The organism is Nocardia sp. NPDC023852, from assembly GCF_040639505.1.
Taxonomy (GTDB): domain Bacteria; phylum Actinomycetota; class Actinomycetes; order Mycobacteriales; family Mycobacteriaceae; genus Nocardia.
Map to the genome: position 1 here is coordinate 662,060 of NZ_JBFAAB010000001.1, position 18,738 is coordinate 680,797.

At 66.1% G+C, this 18,738-nt stretch carries 19 protein-coding genes; 10 read left to right on the forward strand and 9 right to left on the reverse strand.

What is annotated here, in order from left to right; translation table 11 throughout:
* Position 1 precedes the first annotated feature (1 nt).
* The 5 genes from urtE to urtA all read right to left on the reverse strand — a co-directional run bounded on the left by urtE (position 2) and on the right by urtA (position 4,961).
* The gene (gene urtE / locus AB0H00_RS02985) at positions 2–694 is read right to left on the reverse strand and encodes an urea ABC transporter ATP-binding subunit UrtE (protein ID WP_357259799.1); all 693 of its coding nucleotides are present in this window, start codon (positions 692–694) and stop codon (positions 2–4) included.
* A complete protein-coding gene (urtD, locus tag AB0H00_RS02990; RefSeq protein WP_357259801.1) occupies positions 694–1,524 on the reverse strand; it encodes an urea ABC transporter ATP-binding protein UrtD in 831 nt (276 codons plus the stop codon). Before urtD ends, urtE begins: the two co-directional genes overlap by 1 nt.
* The gene (gene urtC / locus AB0H00_RS02995; protein ID WP_357259804.1) at positions 1,521–2,663 is read right to left on the reverse strand and encodes an urea ABC transporter permease subunit UrtC; all 1,143 of its coding nucleotides are present in this window, start codon (positions 2,661–2,663) and stop codon (positions 1,521–1,523) included. The genes urtD and urtC overlap by 4 nt, the downstream gene beginning before the upstream one ends.
* The gene (gene urtB / locus AB0H00_RS03000) at positions 2,660–3,544 is read right to left on the reverse strand and encodes an urea ABC transporter permease subunit UrtB (RefSeq protein WP_357259807.1); all 885 of its coding nucleotides are present in this window, start codon (positions 3,542–3,544) and stop codon (positions 2,660–2,662) included. Before urtB ends, urtC begins: the two co-directional genes overlap by 4 nt.
* Before the next feature lie 136 nt (positions 3,545–3,680).
* On the reverse strand, positions 3,681–4,961 hold the full coding sequence (gene urtA, locus AB0H00_RS03005; protein ID WP_357259810.1) for an urea ABC transporter substrate-binding protein: 1,281 nt from the start codon (positions 4,959–4,961) through the stop codon (positions 3,681–3,683).
* Between the two features lie 374 nt (positions 4,962–5,335).
* Here urtA and AB0H00_RS03010 point away from each other — a divergent pair, with 374 nt between their 5' ends.
* The gene (locus AB0H00_RS03010; RefSeq protein ID WP_357260421.1) at positions 5,336–7,165 is read left to right on the forward strand and encodes an acyl-CoA dehydrogenase; all 1,830 of its coding nucleotides are present in this window, start codon (positions 5,336–5,338) and stop codon (positions 7,163–7,165) included.
* Between the two features lie 52 nt (positions 7,166–7,217).
* Here AB0H00_RS03010 and AB0H00_RS03015 read toward each other — a convergent pair whose 3' ends face one another.
* Positions 7,218–8,060, reverse strand: a complete 843-nt coding sequence (locus tag AB0H00_RS03015) for a TetR family transcriptional regulator (RefSeq protein ID WP_357259813.1) — start codon at positions 8,058–8,060, stop codon at positions 7,218–7,220.
* A gap of 73 nt (positions 8,061–8,133) precedes the next feature.
* Here AB0H00_RS03015 and AB0H00_RS03020 point away from each other — a divergent pair, with 73 nt between their 5' ends.
* Positions 8,134–9,345, forward strand: a complete 1,212-nt coding sequence (locus AB0H00_RS03020; protein ID WP_357259816.1) for an MFS transporter — start codon at positions 8,134–8,136, stop codon at positions 9,343–9,345.
* Between the two features lie 344 nt (positions 9,346–9,689).
* Here AB0H00_RS03020 and ramB read toward each other — a convergent pair whose 3' ends face one another.
* A complete protein-coding gene (gene ramB / locus AB0H00_RS03025) occupies positions 9,690–11,096 on the reverse strand; it encodes an acetate metabolism transcriptional regulator RamB (protein ID WP_357259819.1) in 1,407 nt (468 codons plus the stop codon).
* Between the two features lie 93 nt (positions 11,097–11,189).
* Here ramB and AB0H00_RS03030 point away from each other — a divergent pair, with 93 nt between their 5' ends.
* The 6 genes from AB0H00_RS03030 to AB0H00_RS03055 all read left to right on the forward strand — a co-directional run bounded on the left by AB0H00_RS03030 (position 11,190) and on the right by AB0H00_RS03055 (position 16,382).
* Positions 11,190–12,701: an ATP-dependent DNA ligase gene (locus AB0H00_RS03030; protein ID WP_357259822.1), complete on the forward strand. Its 1,512-nt coding sequence runs from the start codon at positions 11,190–11,192 to the stop codon at positions 12,699–12,701.
* 149 nt (positions 12,702–12,850) lie between these two features.
* Complete coding sequence (locus AB0H00_RS03035) at positions 12,851–14,107, forward strand: lipase family protein (RefSeq protein WP_357259825.1); 1,257 nt, start codon at positions 12,851–12,853, stop codon at positions 14,105–14,107.
* A 91-nt stretch (positions 14,108–14,198) separates the two neighbouring features.
* Positions 14,199–15,434: an inorganic phosphate transporter gene (locus AB0H00_RS03040; protein WP_357259828.1), complete on the forward strand. Its 1,236-nt coding sequence runs from the start codon at positions 14,199–14,201 to the stop codon at positions 15,432–15,434.
* Positions 15,435–15,445: 11 nt separating this feature from the next.
* Complete coding sequence (locus AB0H00_RS03045; protein ID WP_357259831.1) at positions 15,446–15,727, forward strand: hypothetical protein; 282 nt, start codon at positions 15,446–15,448, stop codon at positions 15,725–15,727.
* Between the two features lie 11 nt (positions 15,728–15,738).
* Entirely contained in the window at positions 15,739–16,074 is a 336-nt protein-coding gene (locus AB0H00_RS03050) for a DUF3349 domain-containing protein (protein ID WP_357259834.1), read from the forward strand.
* Positions 16,075–16,091: 17 nt separating this feature from the next.
* Positions 16,092–16,382 carry a DUF3349 domain-containing protein gene (locus AB0H00_RS03055; RefSeq protein WP_357259837.1) on the forward strand — a complete coding sequence of 97 codons (291 nt, stop codon included), beginning with the start codon at positions 16,092–16,094 and terminating at the stop codon, positions 16,380–16,382.
* A gap of 60 nt (positions 16,383–16,442) precedes the next feature.
* On the opposite strand, the gene AB0H00_RS03060 is transcribed toward AB0H00_RS03055, so the two are convergent.
* A complete protein-coding gene (locus AB0H00_RS03060; RefSeq protein WP_357259840.1) occupies positions 16,443–16,883 on the reverse strand; it encodes a DUF4254 domain-containing protein in 441 nt (146 codons plus the stop codon).
* Between the two features lie 50 nt (positions 16,884–16,933).
* Complete coding sequence (locus AB0H00_RS03065) at positions 16,934–17,236, reverse strand: hypothetical protein (RefSeq protein ID WP_357259843.1); 303 nt, start codon at positions 17,234–17,236, stop codon at positions 16,934–16,936.
* 186 nt (positions 17,237–17,422) lie between these two features.
* Between AB0H00_RS03065 and AB0H00_RS03070 the strand changes: the two genes are divergently transcribed.
* The gene (locus AB0H00_RS03070) at positions 17,423–18,283 is read left to right on the forward strand and encodes a DUF5753 domain-containing protein (protein WP_357259846.1); all 861 of its coding nucleotides are present in this window, start codon (positions 17,423–17,425) and stop codon (positions 18,281–18,283) included.
* 31 nt (positions 18,284–18,314) lie between these two features.
* Positions 18,315–18,500: a DUF397 domain-containing protein gene (locus tag AB0H00_RS03075; RefSeq protein ID WP_357260424.1), complete on the forward strand. Its 186-nt coding sequence runs from the start codon at positions 18,315–18,317 to the stop codon at positions 18,498–18,500.
* The last annotated feature ends 238 nt before the right edge of the window (positions 18,501–18,738 follow it).

Sequence of the window (18,738 nt, forward strand, 5' to 3'; positions counted from 1 at the left end):
CTCAGATCGCCATCGCCGAGCGGACCGCGGTCTCCGCGCCCGCGCCGCCGGCCCCGGTGGAGGTGACCCGGCCGGATCGCAGGACGTAGTAGCGCTGCGCCGCCTGCAGCGCGAAGCCGATGTGCTGCTCGACCAGCAGCACACTCAACCCGCCGCGCTGGGTGAGATCAATGATGGTGCGCTCGATCTCGTCGACCACCGACGGCTGGATGCCCTCGGTCGGCTCGTCGAGGATGAGCAGCTTCGGCTCGGTGATCAACGCCCTCGCGATCGCGAGTTGCTGGCGCTGGCCTCCGGAAAGCAGACCCGCCTTGCGGGTGAGCAGGTCACGCAGCGCGGGGAAGAGGTCGAGCGACTCGTCGATCAGCGTCTTGCCCCGCTTCCGTCCATCCGCGACGACCTGCAGGTTCTCCGCGGTGGTCAGCTGTGGAAAGCTTTGCTGCCCCTGCGGCACGTAGGCGATGCCGCGGCGCACCCGCCGAGACGGGGACAGCTTGGTGATGGTTTCTCCGTCGAATTCGATCCGCCCCGACTTCGTGCCGATCAGGCCGACGGCGGTGCGCAGCAACGTGGTCTTACCCGCCCCGTTGTGCCCCATGACGGCGACCACGCTGTCGTCCGGAACCGTCACCGAGACGCCGTGGATCACCTCGGTACGGCCGTAGCCGGAGTGGATATCGATCAGCTCGAGCATCAGTGGACTCCTTGCTCTGCATGGTCGTTTCGTCTTCCAGCTTCGGTCCCCACGGCAGCGGCGGTACCCAAGTACACCTCCTGCACCCTCGGGTCCGCCTGCACCTGCTCGACGGTGCCCTCGCTGAGCACTGTGCCGCCCGCCAGCACGGTCACCGAGGTGGCGAAGGCACGCATGAAGTCCATGTCGTGCTCGACCACGACGACGACACGTTCGGCACCGATCCGGCGCAACAGGTTCCCGGTCTCCTCGCGCTCTTCGGCACTCATGCCCGCGACCGGTTCGTCCAGCAGCAGTACCGAGGCGTTCTGCACCAGCAGCATGCCGATCTCCAGCCACTGCTTCTGCCCGTGTGCCAGCACCCCCGCGGGTTGGTCGCGCAGGTCGGCGAGGCCGATGGTCTCGAGCGCATCCTCGATGCCGGGCAGCACTGACTTGCGCCGCCGCAGCATGGTGAGCGCCGAGCGCCCCGCACCCGCCGCGATATCGAGATTCTGTAGCACGCTGAGCTGCTCGAACACACTCGCGGTCTGAAACGTCCGCCCGATGCCGAGTCTGGCGATCTGGTGCACCTTCTTGCCGAGCAGTTCGACGCCGCTCTTCTGCGCTGATCCGGTCGCTGTGACCAGTCCGGTGATCGCGTCGATGAGTGTGGTCTTGCCCGCCCCATTGGGGCCGATGAGAAAGCGCAGGTCGCCCTGCAACACCGTCAGGTCCACGTCGGCGACGGCCTTGAAGCCGTCGAAACTCACCGACAGACCCCGGATTTCGAGGTACTCGCTGGACATTCCGGCGTTGCCGCCGAGTTCGGGTCGGGTCGTCTCGGTCATCGGGATTCCACCTTCTCCGCCGAGGGGTCGGCCTCGGTTAGCACTTCGGTCACCACGACCAGTGCCGAACGCCGGAACCTGCTGTCCAGCATGCCTTTCAGCATCGGCCACAGTCCGGCGAGTCCGGCCGGCACGAAGCCGACCACTACGATGAACAGCACGCCTTGCAGGTAAGTCCAGCCGGAGGGGAACTCCTCGGAGAACGCCGTCTGAGCCCACGCCACGCCGATCGCGCCCAGCACCGGCCCGAGCAGGGTGGTGCGGCCGCCGATCGCGACGCCGATGAGGAACGCGATAGACGGAACGACGCCGATGTCGGCGGGCGAGATGATGCCGACGATCGGGGTGAACAACGCACCGGCGATGCCCGCGAAGAACGCGGCGACCACGTAGGCGACGATCTTCACGTTCGCCGGGTCGTAACCCAAGAAGCGCACCCGCTCCTCCTGGTCGCGCACGGCGACCAGCAGTTCGCCATACCTGCTGTGCATCAGCTGCCGCACCAGCGCGACCACACCCAGCAGGGTGCCCGCCGCGATGAAGAACAGCATCTGCCGGTTCGCCGGGTCGGACAGCTTGAAGCCGAAGAAGGCGCGGAAATCCGACAGGCCGGTGAAGCCGCCGATGGTCTGCCGGCCGGTGAGTAGGATGGCCAGCGCGGCGGCAAGTGCCTGGCTGAGGATGGCGAAGTAAGCACCCTTGACCCGGCGCTTGAACACGCCGTAGCCGAGCACCGCGGCGATCAGCGCGGGCAGCACGAGAATGCCCAGCAGCGCTACTGGAGCGGACGCGAACGGCGTCCAGAACGAGGGCAATTCGCGGATACCGGCGATCTCCATGAACTCCGGCACATCGTTGCCGAGCCGGGCCGCGTCCGCCATTTGCAGATGCATCGCCATGACGTAGGCGCCGATGCCGAAGAACACACCCTGACCCAGGGTAAGCATTCCACCACGGCCCCAGGCCAATCCGATGCCGACCGCGACGATCGCGAAGCAGAGGAACTTCGCGAGCAAGTTGAGCCGGAAGTCGCTGAGCACCGCGGGGGCGACCGCGAACAGCAGCAGGGCGGCGACCGTGAAACCGGCCAGAGCGGTCAGCGAGGAGTGCGCACGCCACCGTTGTACGAGCGAAGTCATGCGAGATTCCTTGTGCGGACGGTGAACAGGCCCTGCGGGCGGACCTGCAAGAAGATGACGATGATGACGAAGGCGACGACCTTCGCGATGGACGCGGTGGTCGAATACTCGATGTAGGAATTGAGCAGGCCGAGGGCGAACGCCGCGATCACCGTGCCCTTGATCTGGCCGAGCCCGCCGATGACCACCACGAGGAACGCGTCGATCAGATAGCTTTGGCCGATCGTCGGGCTGGTGGAACCGATCAGTGTGAGCGCGACACCGGCGACACCGGCCAGCCCGGAGCCGATGAAGAAGGTACTGATGTCGGTGAAACGGCTGGAGACACCGGACGTTTCGGCCAGTCCCCGGTTCTGCACCACGGCGCGGATCCGCCGCCCCAGCGGTGTCGTCGCGAGCACTGCGGCAAGCGCGGTCACCGCGGCGACCGCGAGGACGAGAATGAAGATGCGGGTCCTCGGCACCACCGCGCCCATAATCGTGACGCCGCCGCTGAGCCATCCCGGCGCGATGACGTTCTTGGCGGGTGCGCCGAAGATGTCGCGGGCGAACTGTTGCAACACCAACCCGACACCGAAGGTGACCAGCAAGGTGTCCAGCGGCCGGTCGTACATCCAGCGAATCAGGCCCATCTCCAACGCCGCGCCGAGCAGCCCACCGACGAGGAAACCGATGAGCAGCGAGACGACGAGCGAGACACCCGCCGACGTGATGACCTTCTGCACCACGTAAGTCGTGTAGCACCCGGCCATGATGAACTCGCCGTGCGCCATGTTGATCACGCCCATCTGACCGAAGGTCAGCGAAAGCCCGAGCGCTGCGAGCAAGAGAATCGATCCCAGGCTCAGCCCGGTGAAGAGCTGGCCGATCGCAACGTCCATAAGGAACTCCTGTGTCTTTGGCCGCGCGGCCGCGAACGGCGCTCGTAAGGCTCGCTGTGGTGGTTGCTCGAGCGTCCAGTGGTTCGGTGCAACCGCCGCTGGCCTCCTTGCGCCGTCCAGGGCTGCGATGAGGGACTTACTTCAGTTCTTTGGCCCAGTCGTAGGACTTCAGGTAGGGGTCCGGTGTGATTGCCTTGCCTGAGTCCCACACGGTGTAGATGAGTCCGTCCGGACGGATCTCGCCGATGCGGGCGGTCTTGGTGATGTGGTGGTTGGAGCCATCGATGGTGACCAGGCCCTCCGGCGCCTCGAAGGTCACGCCGTCGGCGGCGGCCTGGATATCCGCCACCTTGAACGACTTCGCCTTCTCGACCGTGTTCTTCCACAGGTAGACCGAGGCGTAGGCGGCTTCCATCGGGTCCGAGGTCGGCTTGTCGGCACCGTACGCGGCCTTGTAGTCCGCGACGAACTTGTTGTTCACGGGGGTGTCGACGGTCTGGTAGTAATTCCAGGCGGTCAGCTGTCCTGCGACGTTCTGCGCGCCGATGCCCGCGACTTCCTCTTCGGCGATGGATACCGAAACCACCGGCATGTCGGCGGCTTTCAGGCCCGCGTTGGTGTACTCGCGAAAGAAGGCGACGTTGGAGTCGCCGTTGAGGGTGTTGAACACCGCGCCGGCCTTCGCGGTGCGGACCTTGTTCACGATGGTGGAGAAGTCGGTCGAACCCAGCGGGGTGTAGTCCTCGCCCTTGATATCGATGCCGTTGGCCGCGGCGTAAGCCTTGATCTCGCGATTGGCGGTCTGCGGGAAGACGTAGTCGCTGCCGACCAGGTAGAGGGAGGTGATGCCCTTCTGCTTCAGGTAGTCCAGCGCCGGGATGATCTGCTGGTTGGTGGTCGCACCGGTGTAGAAGATGTTCTTGCTGTCCTCCAGGCCCTCGTACTGGACGGGGTAGTAGAGCAGTGAGTTCAGGCTCTCGAACTTCGGCTTCATGGCCTTGCGGCTCGACGAGGTCCACCCGCCGAACACGGCCGCGACGCAGTCGGAGCTGATCAGTTTCTCCGCCTTCTCCGCGAAGGTCTTCGGGTCCGAGGCGCCGTCCTCGAGCACCAACTCGACCTTCTTGCCCAGGACGCCGCCCGCGGCGTTGATCTGATCCACGGCCAGCTTGGTCGAGTTGGCGACCGTTACCTCGGAAATGGCCATGGTGCCGGACAGCGAGTGCAGCGAACCGACCTTGATCGTGTCCTTCGACGTGTCGACGCAGGACACGGAATTCGAGCCGGTAGTCGAGGCGTCGTCCTTGGCGCCACACGCGGTCAGCAACAGGCCGGCGAGTGCGACCGCGGTCGGTATCGCCAACGCCTTGACCATGCGCGTGGAGCGGTGTCGATGGATGGCACGGGAATCTGGCATGGGGCGGAACCCTTCTCCTCATCAGGTGGTGCGGCGGCGCTGGGTTCGCGCCGCATCGAGTACGCCGCCTTTCGCGCCGGTCACGGCGGTAGACCAGGCTGTATACAGCGGCTGTATTCGTGATGCGAACGGTAGACAGAAGTTATTGCGCCGGCATATCTCTCGGTCACGAGTCGGTTTCGTCTGTTTCATCGATGTGAACGTTTGCGGTCGACAGTGGGTGATCTGGTGCGAGGTCGGAAACTCCACGCTGCCGAGGGGGGTGTGTCTACGGTTGCGTAGCGTCGCCGCCGTGCGGCACGCTTCGATTTGTACGACGTCAGAACCCACGATCCGCACAATGGGCCGTGCAGCCGCGAGTCGAGGAGGACGAGGTGGGGCACTACAAGGCGAACCTACGAGACATCGAGTTCAACCTGTTCGAAGTGCTCGAGCTGGACAAGCTCCTGGATACCGGCGCCTATGGTGACCTCGACTCCGACACGGCCCGAGAGATCCTGTCCGAGGTGCGGCGGCTGGCCGAGGGGCCCGTCGCGGAGTCCTTCGCGGCGGCCGACCGCGATCCGGTGGTCTACGACGCGAACACCTTCTCTATCTCTGTTCCGGAGCCGCTCCGCAAGACGATCGCCGCCGTGCGGGACGCGGGCTGGAGCCGTTTGGGCATGCCGGAGGGTATGGGCGGCATCCCCGCGCCCGCGGCGTTGGTGTGGGCGGTCGCGGAGATGATCACCTCCGCCAACCCTTCGGCCTCCTTCTTCAACATGGGGCCGGTGATGGGCTCCGTGCTGTACAACGTCGGCACCGAGCAGCAGAAGCACTGGGCTACCCTCGGTCTCGAGAAGGGCTGGCAGGGCACCATGGTGTTGACCGAGCCGGACGCGGGCTCGGACGTCGGCGCGGGCCGCACCAAAGCCATCCGGCAGGAGGACGGGTCCTGGCACATCGAGGGCGTGAAGCGCTTCATCTCGGGTGCCGAGGTCGGCGACACCGCCGAGAATGTCTTCCACCTGGTGCTGGCCCGGCCGGAGGGGGCGGGCCCTGGAACCAAGGGCCTCTCGCTGTTCTACGTGCCGAAATTCCTGTTCGACCACGAGACGCTGGAACTCGGCGACCGCAACGGTGTGTACGTCACCGGGGTCGAGCACAAGATGGGCCTGAAGTCCTCGCCCACCTGCGAGCTGACTTTTGGTGGCACCGACGTGCCGGCCAAGGGCTGGCTGGTCGGCGAGGTGCACAACGGCATCGCGCAGATGTTCCAGGTGATCGAGAACGCGCGCATGATGGTCGGCATCAAGTCCTCGGGGACGCTGTCGACCGGATACCTGCACGCCCTCGGTTACGCCAAGGAGCGGGTACAAGGCGCGGATCTGACCCAGATGACCGACAAGGCCGCGCCCCGGGTCGCGATCAGCCAGCACCCGGACGTGCGTCGTTCGCTGGCCACCCAGAAGGCGTACGCCGAGGGGCTGCGCGCCGTGTACCTGTACACCGCGGCCCACCAGAACGCCGATGTGGCGCAGCTGGTTTCGGGCGCGGACGCCGACATGGCGCACCGGGTGAACGACTTACTGCTGCCGATCGTCAAGGGCGTCGGTTCCGAGCGGGCCTACCAGTGCCTGACTGAGTCGCTGCAGACTTTCGGCGGTTCGGGTTATCTCCAGGATTACCCGATCGAGCAGTACATCCGGGACGCGAAGATCGACTCGTTGTACGAAGGCACCACCGCCATCCAGGCGCAGGACTTCTTCTTCCGCAAGATCGTCCGCGACAAGGGTGTGGCGCTGGACCACCTCAACCGCCGGATCGCGGCCTTCCTCGACGCGAAGACCGGCCGGTTCGAGGCCGAGCGGCAGTTGCTGCACACGGCCTCGGCCGACGTGCAGACGATGACCGCCACGCTCACCGGTTTTCTGATGGCCGCGCAACAGTCGCCGACCGAACTGTACAAAATCGGACTCGGTTCGGTGCGCTTCCTGCTCGCGGTCGGTGACCTGCTCATCGGCTGGCGACTGCTGGTCCAAGCGGAGATCGCGGCCGCGGCCCTCGCGGCCGACGCGGCGGAGAAGGACCGCGCCTTCTACGCCGGAAAGGTTGCGGTGGCAAGTTTCTTCGCAAAGAATGTGCTACCGCAACTGACGGCGGTAAAGGGAGTGATCACCACCCTCGACAACGACATCATGTCCTTGGACGACGCAGCCTTCTGACCGCGGGCGGCGGACCGTAGCGACGCATTTTCGCGTTTGCCGGTACGCGCGGTCAGGTGCTGGGGGTGGACAGGAGTTTCAGTACGACGGGGCGGGAGAGGGTGCCGGAGACCTGTCTGGCCAGCTGGTTGGCGCTCGCGCCCTCGGCGCGGGCGGTGCGCAAGGCGGCGGCGAGGTCGTCGCGGGCGGCTTCGGTGGCCGCTTGGGCGTCGCGGAGTCGGCGTGCCGCCCGGTCCACATCGGACCTCTCGTCGGTGGTCAAGGCATTGACCGATTCGACTTCCGGGACGGCCGCTTCGTCGGCGTCCACGACTGGGTCGCGCCGCATCGCCGCCCTGGCGAATTCCATCATGAACTCGCGGGTCGCGTCCTTGTCCTCCGCGGCGGCCTCGCCGAGCAGGAGCCGGGTGGTCTGCGGTACCGCGTGCGACCAGTTGGCCAGGCCGCACAGTGCGAGCAGTAGGCGGCCCGCGCGGCTGGAGTCCACGTCGAATTGCTCTTGGGCGCGGTCGAATTTGCGCACATAGTGCTCGGCCCGCCAGCCATCGATATCATGCGCGTCCGCGCCGCGGTGCAGCGCTTCCCAAAGCAGCAGCCGCAGCAGCTGCGGGTTGTGCCGGTGATAATCGAACAGCTTGCCGACGTATGCGCCCGGTTCGGTGTCGGCCAACGGTTTGACCACGTCCAGAAACTCGCGCATGGTCTCGATGAGGATGACGTCGAACAACTTGTCCTTGCTGCCGAATAAGCCGTAGATGCGTTCCTTGTTCACGCCCGCCGCCTCTGCGATGCGGTCTACCCGGGCACCGGCCAGGCCGTATTGCGCGAATTCGTCGCGCGCGGCGCGCAGGAGGGCCTGCTTGGTGGCGTCGCTCCGTCTCATCGTGGCCGTCATGGGCCACACTTTACCATTTCATTAAACCAACTATTTGGTTGACAGTATGAGTCCATCGACCTACCGTCATGACATGGCTATGCCCACTCATCGGCTTGCGGCCGACACCCCGGCCGTCACGCGTCACCGCAACGCGTCGCCGCGCGCCCACACCGGGCGCACACTGCCCGCCTTCGTGCTGTCCGCCCTGCTGGCCACCGGCCAGATGTATGTCCCGATCCCTCTTTTCAACGCCATGAAAGCCGACTGGAGCGTCGGCTCCGGCGTGATGACCTGGATCATCAGCGCGTTCGCGTTCGGTTACGCGGGCGGCTTCGTGTTGTTCGGCCCGTTGTCCGACCGCTACGGCCACCGCCGGGTACTGGTCACCGGCATGCTGGCCGCCTCGGTGGTCACTCTATTGACCGGACTGGCGTTCAGTGCGCCGCTGGCCGTCGGCCTACGAGTGATACAGGGGCTGGTCGTCGGCTCGATTCCGCCCGCGATCATGGCCTACGTGGCCACCCGCATCGCACCCGCGCATCGCGCGGTGGTCACCATGTCGGTGGCGACATCGTTCCTCGCGGCGACGGTGGTCGCGCAGATCGTCTCGCAGGCGGTAGTCGGTTCGTTCCCCTGGCACGCCGTCTTCATCGGTGGCGCTGTCGGTTTCGCTGTGCTCGCGCTGGTGTTGCGCAGCGTGATGCTCGGCGACGTGCCAACTGGGCGGGATCTTCCGCTGCGGCACAGCTATGCCGCGATCCCCGCGGTGCTGCGCATCAAGCCGCTGCTGCCGATGCTCGTAGCCGGTGCGATGAGCATGGCGGTGATGGTCGGGATCTACACCGGCTTGGAACTCACCGGCATCGTCGAGGGATCGGGTGAGCTGCTCGCCCTGCGTGCTGGAGCGCTCCCGGTGATGATGGCACTGCCGCTGCTGGCCGTCCCGCTGGCCCGGCTGTCGAAGCACGCCCAGATCGTGCTCGGCGTCCTGATCGCGGCCTCGGCGATGGTGGCGGCCGCGTTCGAGGGGACGCACCTCGCGGTGCTTACCGTGCTACTCGCGATCCTGGTCGGTGGCCTCGGGGTCATCGCCCCCGCGGTGCTGCAGAGCGCGGGCGAATTGGGTGGCGAGTCGCGCGCCGCCGCCATGTCGGTCGCCATGTTCAGCTTTTACGTGGGTGCCACCGTGGGCCCGCTGGTCGCCGCGGTCGCTGCACCGCAAGGCTTTTCGGTTCTTGCCTGGACCCTTTCCCTGCTCCTGATCGCCGCGCTCGGCCTGACCCTGGTCGGCCGCCGTGTTTGATCGGCTGTGTTTGATCGGCAGCGCTGTGTTTGATCGGCAGCGCCTGCGGCGCCGCGTGTTCGCGGCCCCCTCATGGCTCGCGCCCGAGCGACCGACGCTGGCGACTTCGTCGCGGACGCGCCGGCCGCTCGGACACGAGCCGGGCCGCGACCGGGCAATGCTCGGTCTCGCTGCGCTCGAAAGCGAGAGTAGGGCCGGTGTGGTCGCGTCGGGAGGTGAAGGGGGATTGATCGTTCGCTCCTCGAAATGGCCGGGACCACAATGCGGCCGGGAATCTGCTGGCCGCGATGCTCGCCGACAGAGAACCCGAACGCAACCGTGACGACTCCCGAACGCAACCGCGACTACTTCAGCACGTACGGGGAGACCGAGCTGCGGTGTTCGCTGATGTCGAGGACCTTGCCGAGTGGTGGGAAGGCGCGTTGGGGGCAGTTGGCACGTTCACACACGCGGCAGCCCGCGCCGATCGGAGTGGCTTGGGCTTCGTCCAGATCGATGCCGTCGGCGTAGATCACGCGGCCTGCGTGTCGTAGTTCGCAACCGAGGCCGATCGCGAAGGTCTTGCTCGGCTGCCCGTAGCGGGTGGCGCGGCGCTCCACCGTGCGGGCCACCCACAGGTATTTGCGGCCGTCGGGCATTTGGGCGATCTGCGTCATGATCTTGCCGGGATAGGCGAAGGTCTCGTAGACGTTCCACAGGGGGCAGGTGCCGCCGCTGGCGGAAAAGTGGAAGCCGGTGGCGGACTGGCGCTTCGACATATTACCCGCCCGGTCTACCCGGACGAAGGAGAACGGGACACCGCGCAGTGTCGGTCGTTGCAGCGTGGACAGACGGTGGCAGATGGTCTCGTAGCTCTGAGTGAAGAACGCCGACAGCCGCTCGATGTCGTAGCGGAAATCTTCGGCAACCTCGTGAAAATGGGTGTACGGCAGCACCATTGCCGCGGCAAAGTAGTTGGCGAGGCCGAGCATGGCCAGCTTGCGGGCGTCCTCGGACGCGAAATTGCCCTCCTCGACCAGCTTGTCGAGCAGCTCCCCGCACTCGAAGTAGGCCAGCTCGGCGGCCAACTTGAAGGTGCGCTGTCCACCGGAGAGGTGCGGCGCGATCTCGAGGTGCTGGGTCTGCGGGTCGTAGCGGTGCAGCACGCCATCGCCGAGGTCGATGCGCTCGATGATCCGCACGTCGTGTGCGCGCAGCATCCTGGCTACCTCGCTGCTCACGTCACCACCGTGGAATCGGATGCGCGCGGTGAGGTCCTCCGCCGCCGTATCCAAGGCGTGGATGTAGTTCTGCCGCTGGTAGAAGTAGTCGCGCACCTCCTCGTGCGGTTTGCTGATCGCCGCGCTGCCCGCGCCATCGGCGAACCGGTCCTCGGTGGCGGCCGCAAGCTGGGCGGAGGTGTTGCGGTAGCGGTTGTGCATATTGACCAGCGCGCGGGCCATGCTCGGGTGCGCCGAGATCATGTCCGCGATCTCCTGGGTGTCGGCCTCGATGCCCAGCTCCTGGTCCATCACGACCTCCTGGAGTTCGGCGATGAGCCGGGTGTCGTCCTGGGAGGAGAAGAACGTCGCGTCGACGCCGAACATCTCGCTGATCTTCAGCAGCACCGGCACGGTCAGCGGGCGCACGTCGTGTTCGATCTGGTTGAGATAGCTCGCCGAGATCTCCAGCTTCTGGGCGAGTGAGACCTGGCTCAGCCCTCGTTCGGTCCGCAGCTGGCGTAGCCGCGTTCCGACATAAGTCTTGGCCATATGTCCAGTTTATGGGCGCTTTCGCATACCTGCCAAGGGCAAATTAGCAGTCGTTCCGAGCGATGTGTCACACCCGCGGGTTACCGTCGAGAGGTGTTGTTCTCGGATGTCGTGCAGGCCTCGGAGACCGTTCGAGCGACCAGGTCACGAAAGACGAAGATCGCCACGTTGGCGCAGCTGCTGACGTCGGCCGCGCCGGAGGAGCTGGCGCCGGTGGTCGCCTGGCTGTCCGGCGAACTGCCGCAGGGCCGGATCGGGACGGGCTGGCGCACGCTCACCGCGATGGACGGCGCACCGGCAATCGTCGCGACGCTGACGGTTTCGGCGGTGAACTCCGCGCTGAGCGATCTGGCCGAAACCGCGGGCCCCGGCTCGACGGCCCGGCGCAAGGAACAACTCGCGGCGCTGTGGTCCGCCGCGACCCGCGGCGAACAAAACTTTCTCCTGCGACTGCTGGCCGGCGAGTTGCGGCAGGGCGCGCTCACGGCGGTCGTCGGCGAGGCGGTGGCCGCGGCCGCGGACGTGCCGCCGGAATTGGTGCGCAGAGCGTACATGCTTTCCGGTCAGTTGCCGGTCACCGCCGCGGCCGCGCTCACCGGCGGAGCCGAGATGCTGGCCGAGTTCCGTCTGGAGGTCGGCCGTCCGATCCAGCCGATGCTCGCCTCGCCGGGCGCGACGCTCGATGAGGCGCTGGCCGAATTCGACGGCGAGGTCAGTGTCGAGCACAAAATGGACGGTGCCCGCATCCAGGTGCACCGGGAGGGTGATCAGGTTCGGGTGTTCACCAGGACGCTGCGTGACATCACCGCGGGGGTGCCGGAGCTGGTGGAACTGGTCGCCGGACTTGCCTGCGCCAGCGTCGTGCTGGACGGGGAGACGCTCGCGCTCACCGACTCCGGGCGGCCGCGTCCATTCCAGGAGACCATGAGCCGCTTCGCCGAGGTGAGTTCCACGCGGGAGTTGCTGCTGCACCCCTACTTCTTCGACTGTCTGCACCTGGACGGCAGGGACCTGCTCGATGCTCCGCTGTCCGAACGGCGCGCCGCGCTCATGAAGGTGGCCGGGGCGTACAGCATTCCCGCGCTGATCCGGCCCGACGCCGAAGCGGCCGCCGAATACTTCGACGGTGTGCTCGCGGCCGGCCACGAGGGCGTCATGATCAAGTCGTTGACCGCACCGTACGCGGCGGGAAGGCGCGGGCGGGCCTGGCAGAAGATCAAGCCGACGCACACCCTCGACCTGATCGTGCTCGGCGCGGAGTGGGGCTACGGTCGCCGCACCGGCTACCTGTCGAATCTGCACCTCGGCGCGCGCGATCCGGAAACCGGCGATCCGGTGATGGTCGGCAAGACATTCAAGGGGCTGACCGACGCGCTACTGCACTGGCAGACAGCCGAATTCCCACGGCATGAGCGGGCCCGTGACCGGTCCACCGTGTACCTGTGGCCCCAACTCGTGGTCGAAATCGCCCTGGACGGTGTCCAGGTCAGCCCGCGCTACCCCGGCGGCGTCGCCCTGCGCTTCGCCCGGGTGGTGCGCTATCGACCGGACAAGGATCCGGTCGAGGCCGACACCATCGACACGGTGCGCGCACTCCTGCCTTGATCAGACCGTGATGTGACACCGTCGGCGTGTGACGCTGCGATGGCGGTGGTGCCGCTGTCAGTATGGGCTCATCAGCGTGGCGGATGCTCGACACCGCAATGGTTCGGCAGGGTTTCTTGCTTCGGGACAGGGGTCAGCAGGTGGGTGCGATGGTGCGATGGCGGCTGCGTGGGCGTCAGGTCGGAACAGTGTTGGCGCTGGTCGGCGCATTGGCGGTGAGTACAGCCGGGACGTCCGCGCGCGCGAATCCGATCGAACAATTCCTCGCGCCCTCGCGTGAGTACCCCGGAGTTCTGCCGACGCCGCTGGGCGATCCGTTCTACACGCCGCTGCCGGACTTCGAGAACAAGCCGCCGGGCACGATTCTCGCGACCCGCCCGAGCGGCACGGGCCTGACCTTCTTTCCGCTGATCTCGACCGAACTGCTGATCCGATCCACCGACGCCAAGGGCCGGCCGGCGCCGGTGGTAGCGACGCTGCTGATGCCGACCGCGCCGTGGACCGGCCCGGGGCCGCGTCCGCTGCTGTCCTTCAACGCCGCGATCGACTCGCTCGGGCACAAATGTGCGCCGTCCTACGAGCTCAAGTCCGCGATGGAGAACAAGTTGTGGGCCGCGCAGATTCCGCTGTCCAAGGGATATGCCGTGATCGTCCCCGACCACCAGGGACCGCGGCAGGCGTACGGGGCTGGTCGGATGGCCGGTCACGCGGTGCTCGACGCGATCAGGGCCGTGGTCCGCACGCCGGACTTCGGGTTGCCGCCCGACACACCGACCGTGGTCACTGGTTACTCCGGCGGCGCGATCGCGAGCGGATGGGCTGCGCAGCTGGCGCCGGAGTATGCACCTGAGGTGAATCTGGTCGGCGCGGCATTCGGGGGCGTGCCCGCCGACTTCGGCATGCTGCTGGCCGGCATGGACGGCCGCAACGCCGCCTCCGGGGTATTTCTTGCCGCGACACTCGGCCTCGCCCGGGAGTATCCGGAAATGCTGGGTCTGATGAACGACGATGGCTGGCGCTTGGCCCAGATCGGCAAGGACATGTGTATGTCGGCGGAAAGTTTCGCCGGTGTCGTCGCGCCGATTCCGGTGCAGGCGCTCACCAACGTCGCCGCGCCCACCGAGCTGCCGATGATCAAGGAGATCCTGGCCGACAATCGCATGGGCGCGACCGCTCCGAAGGTGCCGGTGTTTCTCTATCACGCCACGCACGATCCGTGGGTGCCATTGGCAGGCGCCGAAAATCTCTACGCGGACTGGTGCCGTGGCGGGGCCGAGGTGGACTTCGAGGTGTATCTCGGGGAGCACTTCCTCGTCGGCCTCAGCGGGATCCCCGGTGCGAACGCGTGGATAGACGACCGGTTCGCAGGTCGTCCGGTCACACCGGGATGCACGCGGGTCGGCTGAGCGGGGACACAATCCACGCTATCGCCTCCCAGACATTCGACTAACGGCAACCACTTGGCGATGAGATCGGCGGGTGCCGCACACTGGAGGCGTGACCGTCGAATTACTGGTTCTCCTGATCGTCGTCGTGACGGCACTCGCATTCGATTTCACCAACGGCTTCCATGACACCGCCAACGCCATGGCGACGTCGATTGCCACCGGTGCGCTCAAGCCTCGCGTCGCGGTCGCGCTGTCGGCGGTGCTGAACCTTTTCGGCGCCTTCCTGTCGGTCGCCGTCGCCGCCACGGTGGCCAAGGGCATCGTGCGTCTGGATGCCGTGTCGGGTCACGAGCTGCTCATCATCGTGTTCGCCGGTCTGGTCGGCGGTATCTTGTGGAATCTGCTCACCTGGCTGTTCGGCCTGCCGTCGAGTTCGTCCCACGCCCTGTTCGGCGGTCTGATCGGCGCGACGCTCGCCTCGCTGGGCTGGAGCGGCGTGATCTGGGCGTCCGGTTCGGACGGGGTGGTCACCAAGATCATTCTTCCTGCGGTGCTCGCTCCGGTCGTCGCCGCGCTGGTCTCGGCAATCGGCACCTGGCTGGTCTACCGGATCACCAGGTCCTCCGCCGAGGACAAAGTCACCGAAGGCTTCCGTTGGGGCCAGATCGGCTCCGCCGCGCTGGTATCGCTGGCGCACGGCACCAACGACGCGCAGAAGACGATGGGCGTGATATTCCTCGCCCTCGTCGCGCATGGGACGCTCACCAAGAACGACGAGCTGCCGCTGTGGGTGATGGCCGCCTGCGCCGTCGCTATCGCGGCGGGCACGTATCTCGGCGGCTGGCGGATCATCCGGACGCTGGGCAAGGGGCTCGTCGAGATCGACTCGCCGCAGGGGCTCGCTGCCGAATCCGCGTCCGCTGCCATCATTCTCACCTCCGCCCACTTCGGGCTGCCACTGTCCACCACGCAGACCGCGACCGGCTCGATCCTGGGTACCGGGCTCGGTAAGGGCGCCGAGGTGCGGTGGGGTGTGATGGGGCGGATGGTGGTCGCATGGCTGCTGACGCTGCCGCTGGCCGGTGTGGCCGGTGCGATCTGCTGGGCCGTCGCGCACTTCGTCGGCGGGCTGGCCGGCGTGCTCGTGGTCTTCGGCATTCTGATCGCCTTATCGACGGTGATGTATCTGCGGTCCCGGCGGAATCCGGTGCACACCGGCAACGTCAACGAGTGGCCGGGCGATTCGCCGGGCGCAGCCACCGATGGGCCGGGAGTTATCCACGATTCGGCAGGCGGCGGGCAGGCGAAGGAATTCGGCTCGACGTCCCATTCGGCACAGGTCTAGGAGGTCCGTGCGTGCACACTCTCGTCACGAATCTGAACTCGCTGTGGAAGGTGGTTTCGGCCGGACTGCTACTCGGGGCGGGGCTGCCGATGATCTTCGCGATCGGAGTGCGGTTCTGGTCGGCGTCGGAAATCGTCGAGGAGGGCGGCGCGGTGCGGCGCAACTACCCGGCCCTCGCGGTCGCGATGGTGTGTCTCGTGTTGGTCGTGGTGGCAATCCTCACCGGAATCCTCTACACCGCAAAAGCTTTCATCGCGGCAAGGTTCGGCATTCATCTGTTCGAACGGGCATGAGGGGCGTCAGAGTGACCGATCAAGCGAAACCAGCACAGCTACGGCCGCACCTGCTCGGCAAGATCGTGGGCTGGCTGCGCGCCGGCTATCCACAGGGAGTCCCTCGTTCGGACTATGTCGCCCTGTTCGCGGTGCTGCACCGCCACCTCACCGACTACGAGGTGGTCGCGATTGCCGAAGAGTTGGCGGCCTCGAACCCGGACCGCGAGATCACCCACGCCGAGATCGAGGAAGCGATCGCCCGGGTCGCGAAGGAGCAACCCGACGACCGCGACATCGCCCGCGTCGCCTCTCATCTGGCGGCGGGCGGCTGGCCACTGGCCGACCCCCCTGCCGATTCCGACTGAACGAAAAGCGTTCGCCGATGCCACCTTTCCTGAACGCCATCATCGACTGGCTGCGGGCCGGATATCCGGACGGTGTCCCGGAATCCGACTACATCCCGCTGCTCGCTCTACTGCGCCGCCGACTCTCCGATGAGGAGGTGGCTCAGATCGCGGCCGAGCTGACCGGCTCCGGCGAACTGCCCATCGACAAGACCGACATCCAGGTGATGATCACCAAGCTGACCAACGACATGCCTTCGGAGGCGGATGTGACCCGCGTGCGCACTCGGCTGGAAACCCACGCCTGGCCGGACCCATCGGAGGATTAGCTCGGGCGGAGACTTCCCGAGCTGTCAGCGGCGAGGCTCTCGGCAGGTTTCCGTCGCGGTTCATCGTTGGTCGCGCGGGCCGCTGAGGTACGGGAGGCGGCGCAGGCCCACCGAGACCTCGTAGGCGAGGTCTTCATAGCCGAGCGCGAGCTCGGCGAGGCGCTCCCAGGAGTCGTGGACGGCCCATTCCGGTGCGAGGGGCAGGACTTCGTCGGCGCACGCGGAGAACTGGGCGAGGCGGTCGATCACCATGCCGACGGTTTCGGTGTGCATGTGGGCGCCGCCGTGTGGGGGCGGCACCTCAGTGGCGACCCAACGGTCGACGGCGAGAACGAGTCGGGCGCGGTGCTGATCGATGTCGTTCGCCTCGCCCAGTTCGGTAAGCAGCCGTTGCCGGTGCAATCCGGCGAGTAGGTGTGCGGACTCGAGGATCGGATGGTCGCCTCGGGGCACGACACGGCAGGCGCGTAAAACGAGTTCTTTGGTCGGCAGCGGTTCCACTGCGATAACCCCCTGGATCGAATGGTGTTGCGGTATGCGAGATGTGAAAATCAGCGGCGATGCCGCCCGGATGGACGCGGCAACCGTGGCCGACGTCGCGGCGGCCCGGTATCCCAAGGCGTTTCGATAACGACCAGGCCGAGGGCTTCCAGCGCCGTCAGTCCCATCCGGCTCGCCAGCTCCTCCATCAGCGAAACCGTTTCCGCCGCTTGGATCGCCGCCGTAGCCTGCTCGGTCGTCAGCATCCGACCGCGCAGATACGACACCACCCACGCATCCTCACTGACCCGACGCGCCTGGTGCGGCGTGCGATCACTGACGATCCACGCCCGGTCGATGACGTGCACAGACATCAGAACCCCCCTCGTTCCCGCCATACGGGCCCCGGAAAGCCCCCGCCTGCGATGCGAAACACGAAAAGAGTAGGCCGGGGAACATCGATAGGTCAAGTTGACCTATCTATTGACAAATCTCTTTGAGCATGGATGCGGGTACGGTCGTCTCCACGATTGCCGGAGCTGGAAGGACACGATCGGACGATGGCACCACTCTCGCCTACGGTCGCGCGCTGGGAGCTCATGCGGCGTATTCGACGCCGTCGCAACGAGTTCGATGTCAGCGCCTCGGTGGTCGCGAAGGAACTCGGCTTCACGCTGTCGTATTGGTCGAAGGTGGAGAAGGAACGCGTCCTGGCCGAGGACAAACTGAAGAAGCTGATGAAGTTGCTCGAATTCGACCCCGCCGAGCGCGCGGAGATGCTGCGGTTGCGGGACATTGCGAAGCAGCGCGGGTGGTGGTCGGAGTATGCGGGGCTGTTGTCGGATGAGGTGACACGTCTGTACGGGTTGGAGTACGGCGCACAGCGCATCCGCACTTACGAAAGTGTGCTGGTCCCTGGCTTGCTGCAAACGCGCGACTACGCGCAGGCACTATTCACCAACGACCACGCTCGTGTTCGGAGAGTGGAGATCGACCGGTTGGTCGAGGTGCGTATGCGCCGCCAGGAAAGATTGACCGGACCAGATCCGCTGCACCTGGTGGCGGTGGTGGGTGAAGCCACGCTTACCCAGCGCACCGGCGGTGCCGACGTGCTGCGACGGCAGCTGCACCATCTCGCATCGTTGATCGAGCAGTGTCCTGACACCCTGGACATCAGGGTCATACCGTTCGCCGCACCAGGCGGGATTCTGCTCGGAGGAGCCACGTTTCACGTGCTCGGCTTCGAGAGCGCACTCCTACCGGACATCGCCTGGAGCGAAACTCTTGTGCATCTCGGGTTGATCGAGGACACCGAGCCGGTACGGTACCTCAGCACCATGTTCGACAATGCGCTTGCCGATCACGCCATGTCCCGTGCCGATTCGCTCGCGTTGATCGAGACAAGAGCCGACAGCTTGTAAACTCGAGGATGTGGATAGCCCGAATTTTCCTATGGAGGGCTGGTTCAAGTCGTCCTATTCCAGCGACAGTCAGGCATGCGTCGAGGTTTGCTTCGACGGTGAGCGAGTCCTCGTCCGAGACAGCAAGTTTCCGGGGCCGCCGGAAGTCCGACCAGTTCTCGCGTTCACGCCGACACAGTGGTCCGCGTTCACCATGGCGATCCGGGCGGCTGAGTAGTCCTGGAAGACATGGGTTGCGCGATGTCCCGAGAACAGCTGGTTCAGATCAACGCACCCCCCGTGACGCGGCAGCTCGCGTAGGGGTGAAATTCGACGGTGAGCAAGGTCTCGTCCGGGCCAGCGAGTATCAAGGCGCGGTCGGTGCCCGACGGATTTGTCCGACATGTTCGACCGGGCCGACTGGTCGAGCTTCACCTACGCCATCCGCTCCCGACCTGATTCGACCGGCCCACGCC

Coding starts and splice junctions, on each gene's coding strand:
- AB0H00_RS03075 (WP_357260424.1), top strand. CDS start 18,315: ATGGAGGGCTGGTTCAAGTCGTCCTATTCCAGCGACAGTCAGGCATGC.
- urtC (WP_357259804.1), bottom strand. CDS start 2,663: ATGACTTCGCTCGTACAACGGTGGCGTGCGCACTCCTCGCTGACCGCT.
- urtD (WP_357259801.1), bottom strand. CDS start 1,524: ATGACCGAGACGACCCGACCCGAACTCGGCGGCAACGCCGGAATGTCC.
- AB0H00_RS03065 (WP_357259843.1), bottom strand. CDS start 17,236: ATGTCTGTGCACGTCATCGACCGGGCGTGGATCGTCAGTGATCGCACG.
- urtA (WP_357259810.1), bottom strand. CDS start 4,961: ATGCCAGATTCCCGTGCCATCCATCGACACCGCTCCACGCGCATGGTC.
- AB0H00_RS03020 (WP_357259816.1), top strand. CDS start 8,134: ATGGCTATGCCCACTCATCGGCTTGCGGCCGACACCCCGGCCGTCACG.
- AB0H00_RS03070 (WP_357259846.1), top strand. CDS start 17,423: ATGGCACCACTCTCGCCTACGGTCGCGCGCTGGGAGCTCATGCGGCGT.
- AB0H00_RS03035 (WP_357259825.1), top strand. CDS start 12,851: ATGGTGCGATGGCGGCTGCGTGGGCGTCAGGTCGGAACAGTGTTGGCG.
- ramB (WP_357259819.1), bottom strand. CDS start 11,096: ATGGCCAAGACTTATGTCGGAACGCGGCTACGCCAGCTGCGGACCGAA.
- AB0H00_RS03015 (WP_357259813.1), bottom strand. CDS start 8,060: ATGACGGCCACGATGAGACGGAGCGACGCCACCAAGCAGGCCCTCCTG.
- urtB (WP_357259807.1), bottom strand. CDS start 3,544: ATGGACGTTGCGATCGGCCAGCTCTTCACCGGGCTGAGCCTGGGATCG.
- urtE (WP_357259799.1), bottom strand. CDS start 694: ATGCTCGAGCTGATCGATATCCACTCCGGCTACGGCCGTACCGAGGTG.
- AB0H00_RS03055 (WP_357259837.1), top strand. CDS start 16,092: ATGCCACCTTTCCTGAACGCCATCATCGACTGGCTGCGGGCCGGATAT.